This window comes from Roseivivax sp. (assembly GCF_054552075.1).
The window spans coordinates 94,085-108,494 of the sequence record NZ_JBTOLZ010000009.1 but is presented as its reverse complement, the minus strand read 5'-3'; the positions used below and the strand labels follow the sequence as shown (position 1 = coordinate 108,494).

The 14,410-nt window shown below is 68.7% G+C and carries 15 protein-coding genes; 11 read left to right on the top strand and 4 right to left on the bottom strand.

Translation table 11 applies throughout. The annotated features are described in order from the left end of the window. A complete protein-coding gene (flgF, locus tag ACX938_RS09390) occupies positions 1-744 on the bottom strand; it encodes a flagellar basal-body rod protein FlgF (RefSeq protein ID WP_232752022.1) in 744 nt (247 codons plus the stop codon). A gap of 87 nt (positions 745-831) precedes the next feature. On the opposite strand from flgF, the gene ACX938_RS09385 reads away from it, so the two are divergent. From ACX938_RS09385 to ACX938_RS09370, 4 genes are all read left to right on the top strand, one after another. Continuing rightward, the gene (locus ACX938_RS09385; protein ID WP_459430844.1) at positions 832-2,616 is read left to right on the top strand and encodes a hypothetical protein; all 1,785 of its coding nucleotides are present in this window, start codon (positions 832-834) and stop codon (positions 2,614-2,616) included. A gap of 131 nt (positions 2,617-2,747) precedes the next feature. Beyond that, positions 2,748-4,052: a flagellar hook protein FlgE gene (locus ACX938_RS09380; RefSeq protein WP_459430843.1), complete on the top strand. Its 1,305-nt coding sequence runs from the start codon at positions 2,748-2,750 to the stop codon at positions 4,050-4,052. Between the two features lie 32 nt (positions 4,053-4,084). Further along, entirely contained in the window at positions 4,085-5,500 is a 1,416-nt protein-coding gene (gene flgK, locus ACX938_RS09375; protein ID WP_459430842.1) for a flagellar hook-associated protein FlgK, read from the top strand. 14 nt (positions 5,501-5,514) lie between these two features. Continuing rightward, the gene (locus ACX938_RS09370) at positions 5,515-6,576 is read left to right on the top strand and encodes a flagellin (protein WP_459430841.1); all 1,062 of its coding nucleotides are present in this window, start codon (positions 5,515-5,517) and stop codon (positions 6,574-6,576) included. Here the strand turns inward: ACX938_RS09370 and ACX938_RS09365 are convergent. Beyond that, entirely contained in the window at positions 6,533-7,291 is a 759-nt protein-coding gene (locus ACX938_RS09365; RefSeq protein ID WP_459430840.1) for a response regulator transcription factor, read from the bottom strand. The two genes, ACX938_RS09370 and ACX938_RS09365, sit on opposite strands and share 44 nt — an antisense overlap. Before the next feature lie 164 nt (positions 7,292-7,455). Between ACX938_RS09365 and ACX938_RS09360 the strand changes: the two genes are divergently transcribed. The 7 genes from ACX938_RS09360 to ACX938_RS09330 all read left to right on the top strand — a co-directional run bounded on the left by ACX938_RS09360 (position 7,456) and on the right by ACX938_RS09330 (position 12,077). Further along, positions 7,456-8,577: a flagellar basal body P-ring protein FlgI gene (locus tag ACX938_RS09360; RefSeq protein WP_459430839.1), complete on the top strand. Its 1,122-nt coding sequence runs from the start codon at positions 7,456-7,458 to the stop codon at positions 8,575-8,577. A 1-nt stretch (position 8,578) separates the two neighbouring features. Then, a complete protein-coding gene (locus tag ACX938_RS09355; protein WP_459430838.1) occupies positions 8,579-8,905 on the top strand; it encodes a rod-binding protein in 327 nt (108 codons plus the stop codon). After that, positions 8,902-9,288 (top strand): hypothetical protein, encoded by a 387-nt coding sequence (locus tag ACX938_RS09350; RefSeq protein ID WP_459430837.1) that lies wholly within the window; start codon positions 8,902-8,904, stop codon positions 9,286-9,288. The genes ACX938_RS09355 and ACX938_RS09350 overlap by 4 nt, the downstream gene beginning before the upstream one ends. Positions 9,289-9,391: 103 nt before the next feature. Beyond that, on the top strand, positions 9,392-10,258 hold the full coding sequence (locus ACX938_RS09345; RefSeq protein ID WP_459430836.1) for a flagellin N-terminal helical domain-containing protein: 867 nt from the start codon (positions 9,392-9,394) through the stop codon (positions 10,256-10,258). A gap of 104 nt (positions 10,259-10,362) precedes the next feature. Next, entirely contained in the window at positions 10,363-10,761 is a 399-nt protein-coding gene (locus ACX938_RS09340) for a flagellar biosynthesis regulator FlaF (protein ID WP_232752012.1), read from the top strand. Positions 10,762-10,764: 3 nt separating this feature from the next. After that, entirely contained in the window at positions 10,765-11,277 is a 513-nt protein-coding gene (locus tag ACX938_RS09335) for a flagellar biosynthesis repressor FlbT (RefSeq protein WP_459430835.1), read from the top strand. Continuing rightward, complete coding sequence (locus ACX938_RS09330) at positions 11,274-12,077, top strand: DUF1217 domain-containing protein (protein WP_459430834.1); 804 nt, start codon at positions 11,274-11,276, stop codon at positions 12,075-12,077. The genes ACX938_RS09335 and ACX938_RS09330 overlap by 4 nt, the downstream gene beginning before the upstream one ends. 440 nt (positions 12,078-12,517) lie before the next feature. Here the strand turns inward: ACX938_RS09330 and ACX938_RS09325 are convergent, their stop codons facing one another. After that, positions 12,518-13,579, bottom strand: coding sequence for a flagellar motor switch protein FliG (locus ACX938_RS09325; protein WP_459430833.1), 1,062 nt, complete (start codon positions 13,577-13,579; stop codon positions 12,518-12,520). A gap of 16 nt (positions 13,580-13,595) precedes the next feature. Beyond that, positions 13,596-14,408 carry a flagellar type III secretion system pore protein FliP gene (fliP, locus tag ACX938_RS09320; RefSeq protein WP_232752008.1) on the bottom strand — a complete coding sequence of 271 codons (813 nt, stop codon included), beginning with the start codon at positions 14,406-14,408 and terminating at the stop codon, positions 13,596-13,598. Positions 14,409-14,410: the final 2 nt, after the last annotated feature.

Sequence of the window (14,410 nt, the reverse complement as noted above, 5' to 3'; positions counted from 1 at the left end):
TCAGGCTGGCCGCGACAGGCGGCTCAGCGCGTCCTGCCGCAGATCGTCGGCGCTTTGACTGACCGTCTGCGCGCGTTCATAGGCTTTCTGGATTTCCATCAGCCGGGTGATCTCGGTGATGGCCTGCACGTTGCTGCCCTCGACCGCGCCCTGGATCAGGACGCTGCTGTCGTCGAGCTCAGGCGCCACGCCGCCGCCCGGCGGGGCGCGGAACAGCCCCGACCCGGCGCGTTCGTAGGCCTGCAGGTCGTCGATGCGGAAGACGCCGATCTGGCCGAGCGCCGCGCCGTCGGGGCCGGACATGGTGCCGTCCTCGGCGATCTGCAGCCCGGCCACGGCCTCGGGCGCGAGGTTGATCGCCGCGCCGCCCACGTCGAGGATCTGCGCCCCGTCGATGGTGACCAGCGTGCCCTGGTTGTCGAGCGTGAGCCGCCCGTCGCGGCCGTAGGCGACGCCGCCCTCGCGGGTCTCGAAGGCGAACCAGCCCTCGCCCTCGAGCGCGATGTCGAGCGGGTTGCCCGTGGCCTGCAGCCGGCCCTGGCTGTTGTCGAGGTAGGAGCCGCCGTCGACGACGAAATGCACGTCTTCCATGTCGCCGGTGTCCTCGTGCAGGTAGCTCTCGAAGGCCACCCGCTCGCGCTTGAACCCGACGGTATCGGCATTGGCGATGTTGTTGGCGGTCACGTCCAGATCCCGCTGCAGGGCGGAGACCAGGGAGATCGGGATATAGGACGCACTATCCATGCAATAACACCGGTTTGGTGATTTTATTCTTGCTCAAGCCAAGAAATAAGGCGATTTTAGCTACAAAAGCAAGAAGAGATTATGCGCTTGGCATTCAAACCTTGCATCCCGGTGCTTGTGGCGGCGCTGGCCCTCGGGGCGCCCGGCGCGGCCCAAGCCGATGTGCCCGAGGGCGGCGGCGTGCCGCCCCGCGAGGCCGCGCCCCTGGCGGCGCCCGAGCTGCGTCTGAAGGCCCAGGCGCGGGGCGATTTCGTCGCGCGCCGGCTGGCGCTGCTCGACGCGCTTGGTGCCGCCGCGCCCGACGCGCTGGGGCCGCCGCTTCTCGACTTGGCCGAGTTCCACATCGCCCGCGGCCTGGGCTACGAGGCGGGCTCCTACCTGGCGCGCGCCCAGGCCGAAGGGCTGCCCGCCGAGGAGGCGCCCCGCGTCGCCGCGCTAACCCTCCTGCAACGCATCCTGACCGGCCGGGCCGACAGCCTCGGCCAGAGCGATCCGCTCCTGTCGCATCCCGACTGGCCCGCCGCGCCGCATCTACGCGCCATGGTCGCCGTCTCGGGCGGGGCGCGGCTGAGCGAGCTCGCCATGCTCGAGGCCGAGGAGGCCGCCGGGGCGCTGCCCGACCGCATCCTCGAGGTCACCCTGCCGGTGTTGCTCGAGGCGGCGGTGGAATCCGACTACTGGGAGATCGGCCATGCGCTGGCCGCGCGCATGCTGGCGCATTCCGCGCTCGGCGACAGCGCCGCCTTCCATTACCTCCTGGGCCGGGCGGCCGAGCGCGGAGGCGAGGAGGTCGCCGCCTTCGACAGCTACCTGCGCGCCGCGCGCGGCTCGGATGCCTGGGCGCACAAGGGCCGGCTGGCGATCATCTCGCTGGCGGTCCGCACCGAGGCGCTGGCGCCGCGCGAGCGGCTGACGCTCCTGCGCCAGGCACGCTGGCGCTGGACCCGCGGGCCCCTGGGCGCGCGCACGCTCATGGCGCTGGCCGAGGCCGAGATCGCCCTCAGCCACCGGATCGCCGCTCTCGAGGTGTTGAACGCCATCGGCCACAGCTACCCCGAGACGCTGTATGCCCAGAAGGCCGCGACGCTGGCGGAGGCGCAGATGGATGCCTTCTACGCCCATGGGCTGGCGGGCGACCTGGCCATCGCCGATTTTGTCCGGGGCCACGCGCGCATTGCCACGGATTACCGGATGGAGCCCGGCTTTGCCGAACGCGCCGAGGCTTTTGCCGACCACATGCTGGCCAATGGCATCACCGGGCTCGCGGCGCGGGAATACCTCGAGACCGCCGAATTCCTCGCCGTGGGCCAGGATCTGGGGCTCTTCTCCGAGACCGAGGCCATGCGCGACCGGCTGCGGCTGAAGCGCGCCGAGGCGCTGTTCGCCGGGGGGCAATACGCGCTTGCGGTCGAGGTGACGCGCGGCCCGCTGCTGGTGCCCGATCCCGAGATCGCCGCACGGCTCGCGGCCCTGCGCACCGATGTCTATGCCGCCACCGGCCGCGACCGCGAGCTGCTGGACGAGGCCCCCGAGGATCCCGCCCGCGACTACCTGCGCCAGCGCGCCGAGGCGCTCTTTGCGCAAGGTGACTGGACCGCCGCGCTCGCCGCCTACGAGGACGTCTGGGCCGGAGAGGGCGCGGCCATGCCGCCCGCGCTGGCCGCGCATATGCTGCTCGCCGCCCATCGCGCGGGCCAGGCCGAGCGGGTGCGCGAGCTGGCCGAGGCGCTGCCGCGGCTCGACGAGGCGCCGGGCTGGGCCGCCATCGCCGCGCGGCTCGGGCGTGAGAGGCCCGACATCTTCCCGCTGCGCCGGGGCGTGATCGAGGCCGCCATCGGCGAGGGCCGGGACGAGGGCGACACCGGCGGGTGAGTCCTTCCAAGGATAAGAAGAATAAATCCCGTTTTCTTTAACCCGCCCGAAACTGTGCCGGACAATATCATGGAATATGCCGCAAAAGCTTGTTTGCCGGGCAAGGCCGCACAAGCAGAAGGGACAGACAGATGAGCATTTCGCAATCCATGCAGATCGGCGTGAGCGGGCTGAATGCCAATGCCGAGCGCGTCGGCGACATCTCGAACAACATCGCCAACGCCAGCACCGACGGCTACAAGCGCAGCTTCTCCTCCATGGTCTCCGAGACGGTGGGCTCGGACCAGACCGCCGAGGGCGCGGGCGTCCGGGCCGAGCAGCGGCACGATATCTCGACCACCGGCGCGGTGCGCGGCACCACCAGCGCCACCGACCTCGCGATCGAGGGCTCGGGCTTCTTCGTGGTCTCCGAGAACGCCGACGAGGCCAACCAGGCCAATTACGCGCTGACCCGCGCGGGCAGCTTCTCGCCCGACGACGAGGGCAACCTGGTCAACGCCGCGGGCTACTACCTCGCGGGCTTTCCGGTCGACGAGAGCGGCGCCATCGGCGCGGTGGACACCAATTCCTATTCCGACCTCGAGACGGTGAACATCGGCGACCAGACCATCGCGGGCCAGGCCACCAGCGCCATCGACGTGCGCGCCAACCTGCCCTCGCAGGCCACGGGGCTCGCGACGCCCGGCGATCCCTTCATCTCCTCGGTGGAGTATTTCACGCCCCTGGGCGAGGCCGAGCGCATGAGCGTCGCCTTCGCGCCCTCGGGCACCGAGGACCTCTGGACCATGACCTTCAGCGACAACGAGGGCGCGGTCCTCGGCAGCGCGGATGTGACCTTTAACGACAGCGGCGCCAATGCCGGCTCGCCGGCGAGCTACACCAACGTGCAGAACCTCGCGACCGCGCCGGCCGCCTTCGCCTTCGATCCCGCCACCGGGACGGCGACGGTGACGCTCGACACCGGGGCGATCCCCCAGGACGTCGAGATCACGCTCGGCGCGCCGGATGCCTACGGCGGGCTGACCCAGTTCGCGGGCGATTACTCGGGCCTGACGATCAGCTCCGACGGCGCTAGCGCCGGGACGCTGGTCTCGGCCGACATAGATGCCGACGGCATGGTCTACGGGGTCTTCGACAACGGCGCGCGCAAGGCGCTCTACCAGATCCCGCTGGCCGATGTGGCCAATCCCGACGGGCTCGCGCCCGGGGACGGCAATACCTACAAGATCTCGCTCTCGAGCGGGCCTTTGAACCTGCTCTTCTCGGGCGGCGGAGCGGTCGGGCCGATCTCGGCCTTCGCGCTGGAATCCTCCAACGTGAACGTGGCCCAGGAGCTGACCGACCTGATCCAGGTGCAGCGGGCCTATTCCTCCAACGCCAAGATCGTGACCACCACCGACCAGATGCTCGAGGAAACGCTGCAGATCAAACGCTAGGCCCGGGCCGCGCGCTGAAGGGGCGCTGAGACATGACGATTACCTCCGCTTTGACCGCCAGCCGGATGGGCCTCGATTCGATCGGGGTCCGCGCCGAGGTGACCTCGAACAACATCTCCAACGCCGACCGCCCCGGCTACGTGCGGCGCGGCGTCGATCTGACCAGCGGCACCAATGGCAACGGCGTCCGGGCGACCGGCGTCACCCGCCAGGTGGACAGCGTGCTGCAGGGGCGCCAGCGCTCCGAGACCTCGGCGGGCAGCTACCACGACCGCATGGCTTCGGGGCTGTCGATCTACACCGCGCAGCTGGGCGCGCCGGGCGAGCCGGGCACGCTGCCCGACCGGGTGGCGGCGCTGCAGACCGAGCTCGACCTGCTGACGGTCGATCCTGGCGCGCGCAACGTCCAGGCGGGCGTGCTGCGCCGCGCGCAGGACCTGGTCGCGGGTCTGAACAGCGCGCATCGGGCGCTCGGCGACGCCACCGCGCGGGCCGAGGCCGCGATCGGCTCCGAGGTGACCTCGGTCAACGCGCTGACCGCCGAGATCGCCGAACTGAACACCTATATCTCCTCGGCGAGCGCGGGCTCGGTGGAGCGCGCCGACCTCATGGACCAGCGCGACATGGCGATCGACAAGCTCTCCCAGCATGTCGACCTGCGCGTCATCAGCCGCGGCGAGGGCACGGTCGACGTGATGACCGGCAATGGCGCCAGCCTGATCGAGGGCAGCCGCGCGCATCCCTTGGACTACGACCGCGCCAGCGGCACGCTGACCGCGGGCGGCGTCGACATCACCCCGGGCCGCCCCGGCGGGCGCGGGCTGACCAGCGGTGCGCTGGCCGCCGAGATCACCCTTCTGACCGACCGGCTGCCGCAGATGGGCGATCAGCTCGACGAGCTGGCCCGCGCCATGGTCACCACCTTCGAGGACGCCGACGCGAGCCTCGGGCCGGGGCAGGCGGGGCTCTTCACCGATGCCGGCTCCGCCTTCGATCCCACCGCGCAGGAAGGGCTCGCCGGGCGCATCGCGGTCAATACCGCGGTCGACCCCGAGCAGGGCGGCGACCTCTGGCGGCTGCGCGACGGCATCGGGGCCGCGGTCCCGGGCGACAGCGCCGACGGCACGCAGGTCCTCGACTTCGTCGCGGCGCTTGGCGCGCGGCAGGGCTTCGACCCGGCGCGCGGGCTGGGCGACATGATGACGGTTTCGGAATATGCCGCGAACCTCCTGTCGGGCCAGAACGCCGAGGTCAGCGCCGCCGAGCGCAAGGGCGCGGCGGCCGATACCGCTGCGCGCGCCATCGCCAACCAGCGCTCCGCCACCGAGGGCGTGAACGTCGACACCGAAATCCAGACCCTTCTGCAAATCGAACAGGCCTTCGCGGCCAATTCGCAGGTCATCGCCGCGTTGAACCGGATGATGGACGACCTGCTCGAAGCCTTCTGAGGACCGGCGCGCCCATGACCTACGGCATCCTTCCGAAATCCACCTTCCAGGCCTTCACCACGCGGCGCGACATCATCGGCCAGCTCAACGCCGAGGTGAACCGCGCCTCGACCGAGCTGTCGACCGGGCGGCACGCCGATCCCTACGGGGCGCTCGGCTCCAAGGCGGCGCGGGCCTTCAACGTCGGCGCCGAGCTGCAGCGCACCGAGTCCTTCCTGACCTCGAACAAGCTCCTGGAAAGCCAGTTCGACACCACCGCGACGGTGCTGCAGGACCTGCGCACCATCGCCGAGGAGTTCCTGGCCTTCAGCGTCGGCAGCCGCGACAGCGAGGGCGCCACCACCAGCGAGCTGCAGGCGGCGGCCAAGGCGGCTTTCACCCAGATCGCCAACCTCTCGAACACCACCTATGCCGGCAAGAAGCTCTTCTCGGGGGTGGCGGCGGACCAGCCGGCGCTGACCGAATGGAACCGCGACGGCGGGGCGGGGCTCAGCCCCGAGGACGCCATGGCGGCGGTCCTGGGCGGCGGGCTGACGACTGCCGCCGATGCCGCGGCCAAGGCCGACACCGTGGACGCCATGTTCGCGAGCGATCCCGCCGCCCCGGCGGGGCTGCGCTTCGAGGAGGTCTTCTACTACGGCGCTGACGGCACCGGCCCGCGGGTCGCCGCGCAGATCGACGCCGACACGCGACTGAGCTACGGGCTGCAGGCCGACGACCAGGGCTTCCGCGACCTGATGCAGGGGCTTGCCATGCTGGCCGGGACCGACGCCAGCCAGATCGGCGACGAGGGCGCCTACAGCGAATGGGTGGGCCGGGCGGTCGACAAGGTCAGCGAAGGGGTGGGCGGCGTGCTCGATATGGAGGCGCGGCTGGGCTTCTCGCAGAACCGGCTGGAGCTGGCGACCGAACGGCTGTCGGAGCGGCGCAACGTGCTGACCTCGGAGCGCTCCGAGCTGGAGGGCGTCGACGCCTATGACGCGGCGATGCGTCTGACCGAGCTCGAGTCGCGGCTGCAGGCGACCTACACGGTCACCGCGCGGCTCGGACAGCTGAGTTTTCTGAACTACCTCTGAGGCTCCATTCCGCCGTGCCGGCCTCGGTGAGGCCCGGTTCGGTCAGCTTGTAGCCGCGCCCGTGCACCGTCTCGATATAGGGATGGGCGAGGTCCGAAGCCTGCGAGAACTTCTTGCGGATCTTGCAGATGTAGACGTCGATCACCTTGTCGAAGGGCCGGTCTTCGAGCATCCCGTAGACCGCGTCGTAAAGCGCGCTTTTCGACACCACGCGGCCCGCCCCGAGCGCCAGCTCGTGGAAGATCGCGTATTCGCGCCGCGAGAGCGGCACCGGCTGGCCCGAGATCTCGGGGTTGCGGCCGTCGAAATAGATCACCGCCTCGCCCAGCGTCACGCTTTCGGCCGCATGGCCCGCGGCGCGGCGCGCGATGGAGTTGATCCGGCTCTTCAGCTCGATGGATTTCACCGGGATCACCAGGTCGTCGTCGGCGCCTGCGTCCAGCGTCTCGGCGGTGGCGCGGGCGTTGCGCATGTCGCGCATCACCAGGATCGGCGCGTCGCAGCCCGCCGCGCGCAGCTGGCGCACCTGGGCCAGAACCTCGGGCGTATCGGCCAGAAGGAAGGCGGTGCGGTCATGGCTGCGCGCCCGCAGGGTGGTCTGGTCGGTGGCGAAGAAATGCGCGCCGACGGGCACAACGGTGAACCCGCCCTTGGTCAGCTCTGCCTCAAGGCCCGCGACCCGCTCGGCGCGTGGCTCGAATAGAAAAATGTGCATCGGCTGCGCGGTCCGAGGGGACGCCTCCACTTCGTTCCTTTTCAAAACCATGACATCGCGCCCAAGAATTAACAAGAATAAAAGTTATATTTACATATTTATTCTTGTCTAATTCAGCGGGGGCTGTAAGGTAAAAGCCGGATCAAACCCTTGGGGGTTGGCTCATGTGGGCAGTCTTTCGCGCGTGCCGCCTTGCGGCCCGGACCTTTCTTCTTGCCGCGCTGGTCGCAGCGGGCGGGGCCTCGGCGGACGTGCGGATCAAGGACATCGCCACCTTCGAGGGCGTCCGCGAGAACCAGCTGGTCGGCTACGGCCTGGTCGTGGGCCTGAACGGCACCGGCGACAGTCTGCGCAACTCGCCTTTCACCGAGAAGAGCATCGAGGGCATGCTGGAGCGTCTCGGCGTCGGCAACCTCTCCGAGGACAGCATCAACACCAACAACACCGCCGCGGTCATGGTCACCTCCATGCTGCCGCCCTTCGCGCGGCGCGGCTCGACCATCGACGTGGTGGTCTCCTCGCTGGGGGATGCCACCTCGCTGCGGGGCGGCACGCTGATCGTCACGCCGCTCTCCGGTGCCGACGGCGAGGTCTACGCCGTGGCCCAGGGCCCGATCGCCGTGGCGGGCTACGCCGCGCAGGGCGCCAATGCCTCCATCGTCGAAGGCGTGCCCACCGTCGCGCGGATCGAGAACGGCGCCACGGTCGAGAACGAGATCGGCTTCGAGCTTGCCAGCCTCGACAGCCTCAGGATCACCCTGCGCGACCCGGATTTCACCACCGCCATGCGCGTGGCGGAGGCTGTCAACGACGCCATCGGCGGCAATGCGGCCCGGGCGCTCGATCCCTCGACCGTCGAGGTCCGCGCCAGCGCCGGCAAGGGCGACATCATGGGCACCATGGCCCATATCGAACGGCTGCTCGTGACCCCGGACAGCCGCGCCAAGGTGGTGATCGACGCCCGCTCCGGCACCATCGTCATGGGCGCCAACGTGCGGATCTCCGAGGTCGCGGTGAGCCAGGGCGGGCTGACCGTCATGGTCAAGGAGAACATCGAGGTGAGCCAGCCCGAGCCGATCTCCATCGGCGAGACGGTGGTCGTGCCCCAGACCGAGGTGCGGGTCGAGGAATCCCTCGGCCGCTTCACCATCCTCGAAGGCGACGTGAGCCTGCGGCGGCTGGTCGACGGGCTCAATGCCATCGGCATCACCGCCTCGCAGACCATCTCGATCCTGCAGGCCATCAAGGCCGCCGGCGCGCTGCACGCCGATCTGGAGATCATCTGAGATGGGCCCCGAGGGCCCGCTGGGGCTGAACCTCGGCATGCTGCGCGCCGCCGCCGGCTCCGGTGCCACGGCGCGCGGGGCCGAGGCGCAGGGCGATGCCGCCGAGATCGCCAAGGAGTTCGAGGCCGCCTTCCTGTCGCAGACCGTCGACCAGATGCTGAAGACCGCCGATGTCGGCAGCTTCGGCGGCGGCCACGCCGAGGAGATGTGGCGCTCCTTCCTGTCGAAGGCCATGGCCGAGGCCCTGGCCGAAGACGGCTCGGTCGGGCTGGCGAGCCAGGTGGAAACGGCGATCCGCGCCTACCAGGGACGAGGAGAGACGGGATGAGCGACAGCACGCTGGCGCCGCTGACGGCGCTCGAGAAACTGCTGAAGCGCGAGGCCGGGGCGCTGGCCCGCGGCGAGGGCGCGGCGGTTGGCGCCGAGCTTGAGGAGAAGTCGCGGCTTCTCAACGAACTCGAAGCCGGGCAGGGGGCGCTGGCCGAACGCGCCGAGCGCGACGAGAAACTGCGCGCGCGGCTTGCCGCGCTGAAGGACATGCTCTCCGCGAACGGGGTCCGCATCGCGCATCTGCGCGACACCATGGGCGGGCTCGCCCGCGATCTTGCCTCGCTCCAGGAGCGGCAGGGATTGGGCGGTCTCTACGGGGCCGACGGCAGCACTCGCGAGGCCGGTGTGGCCAACCCGCAACGCCTCAACCGGGAGGCCTGAGATTAACCCGGCAGTAACCGCCGCCGGTAATCTCCAACATAGCGGACCAATCCGCAGGACCGTCAGAAGGACGGTCTGTACATAGCAAGAGCAGGAGAAGAACGTGTCTTCCATTCTTACCAACGGCGCGGCGATGAACGCCCTCTCGACCCTTCGTTCGATCACGGGGTCGCTCGACGAAACCCAGGGCCGGATCTCGACCGGTCTCAAGGTGCAGTCCGCAAAGGACAACGCCGCTTACTTCTCGATTTCCACGACGATGAACTCGGAAAGCGGGATGAACAAGGCCGTCAACGAGGGGCTGACCCTCTCCAAGAACTCGGTGTCCACCGCGCGTCTTGGGGCCGAGACCATGGTGGATCTCGCGCAGCAGTTCGTGGATCGCCTTGCCTTCGCGCAAAACGAAGGCGTTGACCAGGTCAAGGTTCAGGCAGAACTGACGTCGCTCAAGGACCAAATGGTTACGGCGATCAATCAGTCCTCGTTCAACGGCGAGAACCTGATCAACACCGCTGGTGCAGGTGCGAAAACGGTGGCTTCGGGTGTCAGCCGCGACGCCGCTGGCGCGATCTCGACCACCAAGATCACCTTCACCACGACCGACCTGCAGTTGCTCGCGGATGATGGTGGCGTGGCCGCGTCCAACACCAGCTTCGCGACGATCAACATCGACAACGCCACGACCGCCGGGGACCTCGAAGCGGCACTGGTTGCAGCGGAAGGTTTCCTGTCCACTGTGACCGATGAGGCCACCAGCCTCGGTGTTGCCGAGAAAGCGATCGAAACTCAGCAAAACTTCCTTATGGAGCTGAGCGATCGTCTCGACTCCGGCGTGGGCTCGATGATCGATGCCGACATGGAATCCGAAGCCGCGCGTCTGCAGTCCCTGCAGGTGCAGCAGCAGCTGGCCACCCAGTCGCTGTCGATCGCCAACCAGGCGCCGCAGAACATCCTGAGCCTGTTCCGCTGATCGCGGAGTAAGGTCACGAGCTTGGAGCGGCCCCTTCCCGGGGGCCGCTTCCCCTCAGAAAAAGACGTGAGATCCTTCAGGGACGTTAGGGCAGGACAGGACCCATGAGCATCGCAGCCTACAAGCAGAACATCCGCGAGAGTGAATCGCCCCGCAGCATCGAGCGGCGCGTCATGTCGCGCGTCACCGCCGAGCTCGACGGCTATCTTCAGGACTACGAGGCCGGCTCGCGCTTCGACCGCATGGGCCTTCTGGCGGGCGGGCTGCGCCGCGCGCTGATCGACAACCAGACGCTCTGGCGGGAGCTGCGCTACGACCTGGCCTCCGAGGGCAACCAGCTGCCCGCCGGCCTGCGCGCGCAACTCATTTCGATCGGCCTCTGGGTCGACCGGCAGACCACCGCGGTCCTTTCGGGCGAGGCCGGGCTGGGCGATCTTGTCGGCGTGAACCGCCAGATCGTCGCGGGTCTCAACGGCGTCGCGCCGCAACCGCAGGAGCTCTGAGCAATGCCGCTGGCCATCACGCTGAAACCGAACGAACGGGTTGTCGTGAATGGCTGCGTCATTCGCAATGCCAACAAGCGGCAGACCATCCACATCGAGAACCGCGCGGACATCATCCGCGGCAGCGATCTTCTGACCGAGAGCCAGGCGGATACGCCCACCAAGCGCATCTGCCTGCTGATCCAGATCGCCCTGGTGCACGCCGACCAGCGGACCCGCGTGGCGCCCAAGATCCAGGCGGGGCTGGCCAACCTGGCCTCGCTCTTCGGGGTGAAGGTGCGCTCGCATTTCTTCGAGGCCGCCAACCACGTCAGCCAGAGCGACTATTACCGCGCGCTGGTGGCGCTGCGGCCGGTGCTGGAACACGAGGCCAAGCTCCTGGCCATGGTCAGCGCGCCGGACGTGGATGCGCCCGAAGGGCAGGCGCCCGAGGCCGGGGCTGGCCCGGACGCCGTCACCGAGACCTCTCCCGAGGTCGCCGCGCCGGAGCGGCGCAGCGCGGCCGACACGCCGTGATCACCGGGCTCAACTCGATCGCCGGGCTGCAGGTCGCCCAGGCGACCGAAGCCAGCTCGCGCGAGATCATCCGCTCCTCCGCCCAGCACGCCCGCGCCATCGAGCATTTCCGCGAGAACATCGCCGAAGTCGAGACCGTCGACGACCTGATGGGGGATCCCGAGCTTTACGGCTTCGTCATGCGGGCCTTCGACCTCGAGGCGCAGATCCCCGGCAAGGCGCTGATGAAGAAGATGTTTCAAAGCGACATCAGCGATACGAGCGCCCTGGTGAACCGCCTCACCGATCCCCGCTTCCGCGAGATCTACAAGGCGCTGGACTTCGGCCCCGACGGGGTCGGCACGACCAACACGCTGAGCCAGTCCTGGCAGGACTGGATGGTCGACCGCTACGTGACCCGGCAGTTCCTCGACGCCCGCGAGAGCGAGAACGAGACGGTGGGCCGGGCGCTCTATTTCCGCGAACAGGCCGGCGGGATCGAGACCGCCTTCGACATCCTCAAGGACAAGGATGTCGCCAAGGTGCTGCGCACCGCCTTCGGCATCCCCGAGGCGACGGTGGGGCTCGATATCGACAAGCAGGCGGAGCTGCTTCTGGAGAAGATCGACCTCGAGACGCTGTCGGACCCGGACGAGGTGACCAAGATCATGCAGCGCTACGTGGCCATCGCCGATGCCCTGAGCGGCGCCGGTGCGGCTCAGAACACCGCGGTGCAGCTCCTGCAACCCCGCGGCAGCTTCGCGCCGGTGACCTTCGATTTCGAGATGCTCTCGGCGGTGCCGCAGAACCCGTATCGGTGAGGTTTGGGGCATTGTGCGGGCTGGCGGGCGTCGAGCGTGCCGGGCCCTTCGCACAACGCCGAAGCCCATCCCCCTCTCAACACATCCCACCAGAGGGCGCGCGCCGGACCGGGGGCCGGCGCTGCTGACCTTTGAGCTCAGCACTTTATGGCAGCAAGGTTAGGACTAAAGGCGATCTATGCGCGCCATCCCAAGAAGCGCCGGCCCAAGGGGCCGGTCCGGCGCGCGCCCGGCACCTTCGGTGCTATTCGGGCGCAAGGAGGGCGCGGGGGGTGGTGGCGGTGCTTTGACCGGAGGATTTGGGAGGTGGCTGGACGCTGAAAAGAGGTGGGCGGCGGCGCTGGCTTCAAGCAAGGCGACACCTCACCCAAGCCCCAAACCGCCCCAGCCGAACAGCGGCACTCACCCGGGCGCTCACCCGAGCCCCACCTTCAGCCGCCTCACTCCGCCTCGTCGTCCGGCGAGGGCAGCTCGATCACATCCTCGGCGGCGAGTTGCCGGGCGCAGTCCAGCAGCGCCCGTTGCGCGTTCTTTGTGTCCTTCCGCTTCGGCTGCTCCATGGTCTGCAGCTCCTCGTCCAGCATGTCGCGCGAGCGCGTCGGCAGGCAGGACAGGAAGTGATCCCGCACGTGGTCCTTCGCGCCCTTGAGCGCGATCGGCAGCGTGTTGCCCTCGACCGTGCGCATCACCCGCACCAGGCTCGTGGCGTCGAGCCGGATCAGGTCGTCGAAGGTGAACATCCGCTGGCGGATCTCCGGGAAGGCCTCGGGCATCCGGTCCTCGAGCGTCGGCGAGAGCTTCTCGAAAAGCTGGTTGTCGAGCCGGTTGAACAGATCCGCCAGCCGCTTGTGGCGCTCGGCCACGGTGGGCTGGGCGGCGACGCTGGCGATGTCCTTCTGCAGCGTCTCCTCGATCTGCCGCATCATGTGGCTCGGCACCGCGTCCATGCGCACCATGCGCTCGATGATCGAGATCATCCGCTCCTCGCCCAGAAGCGGCAGCACGTTGGCGGCGACATTGGCCTCGAGGTTGCTGAGGATCGCCGCGGCGGTCTGGTCGTGCTCGGAGCGCAGGTAATTGGCGATCGAGGTCTCGTTCAGCGCGCTGAACCGCGCCCAGAGGTCACGCTCCTGCAGGGGACCGCGGATCTCGCGCAGGATCGAGCCGACCTGGTCCTCGGGCAGGACCTTGCGCAGCATCGTCTCGGCCATGGAGAAGGAGCCGACCACGCTGCCGCCATTGGCCACCGACTCGCCGAACTCGCGCATGACCGCTTCCACCGCCGCCGCCGGGATCACCCCGAGGCCCGCCATGGAATGCGTCAGGTTGCGGATCTCGGTGTCCGAGAGCCGCTTCATCAAGGCCGTGCCCCGATCCTCGCCCAGGCAGAGGAACAGGACCGCCGCCTTCTCGGCGCCCTTCAGCATCTGCCCCGAGGCCGAGCGCGGCGGCGCGGCGCGGGCGCTGGTGTCGTAGCTGGTGTGCTCGATGGCGGCGTTCATCGGCGCGCTCCTCTCGTCATCCGCCGACCGGCGGCAAATAGCTTTCCATCATGCTGCCCGCGACCATGTACCAGCCGTCGATCAGGACGAAGAAGATCACCTTGAAGGGCAGGGAGACCAGCACCGGCGGCAGCATCATCATGCCCGCGCTCATCAGGATCGAGGCGACGATCAGGTCGATGGCGACGAAGGGCAGGTAGATCAGGAAGCCGATGGTGAAGGCCCGGCGCAGCTCCGAGATCATGAAGGCCGGCACCAGCGAGCGCCAGCTCGCCTCCTCGGCGCTTTGCGGCGCGGGGCCGACCTCGCTGCCCTCGGAGCGGGCGGCGATGTCCTCGAAGAGCTCAAGGTCCTTGGGCCGGGTATTGGCGAACATGAAGCTCTTGAACGGCCCGGCGATGCGCGGCACCGCCTGTTCCTCGGTGATGGAATTGTTCAGGAGCGGCTCGAGCCCGTCCTCCCAGCTGTCGACCAGCACCGGCTGCATGACGAAGAAGGTCATGAAAAGCGCCATGGCCGAAAGCACCATGTTGGGCGGGGTCTGGTTCAGCCCGAGCGCCGAGCGCAGGATCGAGAAGACGATCACGAAGCGGGTGAAGCTGGTCATCACCACCAGGATGCCGGGCGCGACGCTCAGGACCGTCATCAGCGCGATGAGCTGGACGATCCGGCCCGAGAGCTGGGCCTGTTCGTCCGAGCCGGGGGCCGCGTCGCTCAGCGCATCGGAGATGGAGTCGAGCAGCCCGCCGCCTTCCTGCGCGGCGGCCGGCAGCGCCCAGAGCGCCAGCCCGGCCAGAAGCGCCGGGACCAGGAGGCGGCGGGCGCGCATCC

What these genes read in the sequence shown, in the direction of transcription:
- ACX938_RS09370 (WP_459430841.1), top strand. Translation starts at nt 5,515, where the DNA reads ATGACCTACGGCATCCTTCCGAAATCCACCTTCCAGGCCTTCACCACG.
- flgK (WP_459430842.1), top strand. Translation starts at nt 4,085, where the DNA reads ATGACGATTACCTCCGCTTTGACCGCCAGCCGGATGGGCCTCGATTCG.
- ACX938_RS09360 (WP_459430839.1), top strand. Translation starts at nt 7,456, where the DNA reads ATGTGGGCAGTCTTTCGCGCGTGCCGCCTTGCGGCCCGGACCTTTCTT.
- ACX938_RS09380 (WP_459430843.1), top strand. Translation starts at nt 2,748, where the DNA reads ATGAGCATTTCGCAATCCATGCAGATCGGCGTGAGCGGGCTGAATGCC.
- ACX938_RS09325 (WP_459430833.1), bottom strand. Translation starts at nt 13,579, where the DNA reads ATGAACGCCGCCATCGAGCACACCAGCTACGACACCAGCGCCCGCGCC.
- ACX938_RS09340 (WP_232752012.1), top strand. Translation starts at nt 10,363, where the DNA reads ATGAGCATCGCAGCCTACAAGCAGAACATCCGCGAGAGTGAATCGCCC.
- ACX938_RS09350 (WP_459430837.1), top strand. Translation starts at nt 8,902, where the DNA reads ATGAGCGACAGCACGCTGGCGCCGCTGACGGCGCTCGAGAAACTGCTG.
- ACX938_RS09335 (WP_459430835.1), top strand. Translation starts at nt 10,765, where the DNA reads ATGCCGCTGGCCATCACGCTGAAACCGAACGAACGGGTTGTCGTGAAT.
- ACX938_RS09365 (WP_459430840.1), bottom strand. Translation starts at nt 7,291, where the DNA reads ATGCACATTTTTCTATTCGAGCCACGCGCCGAGCGGGTCGCGGGCCTT.
- ACX938_RS09355 (WP_459430838.1), top strand. Translation starts at nt 8,579, where the DNA reads ATGGGCCCCGAGGGCCCGCTGGGGCTGAACCTCGGCATGCTGCGCGCC.
- fliP (WP_232752008.1), bottom strand. Translation starts at nt 14,408, where the DNA reads ATGCGCGCCCGCCGCCTCCTGGTCCCGGCGCTTCTGGCCGGGCTGGCG.
- flgF (WP_232752022.1), bottom strand. Translation starts at nt 744, where the DNA reads ATGGATAGTGCGTCCTATATCCCGATCTCCCTGGTCTCCGCCCTGCAG.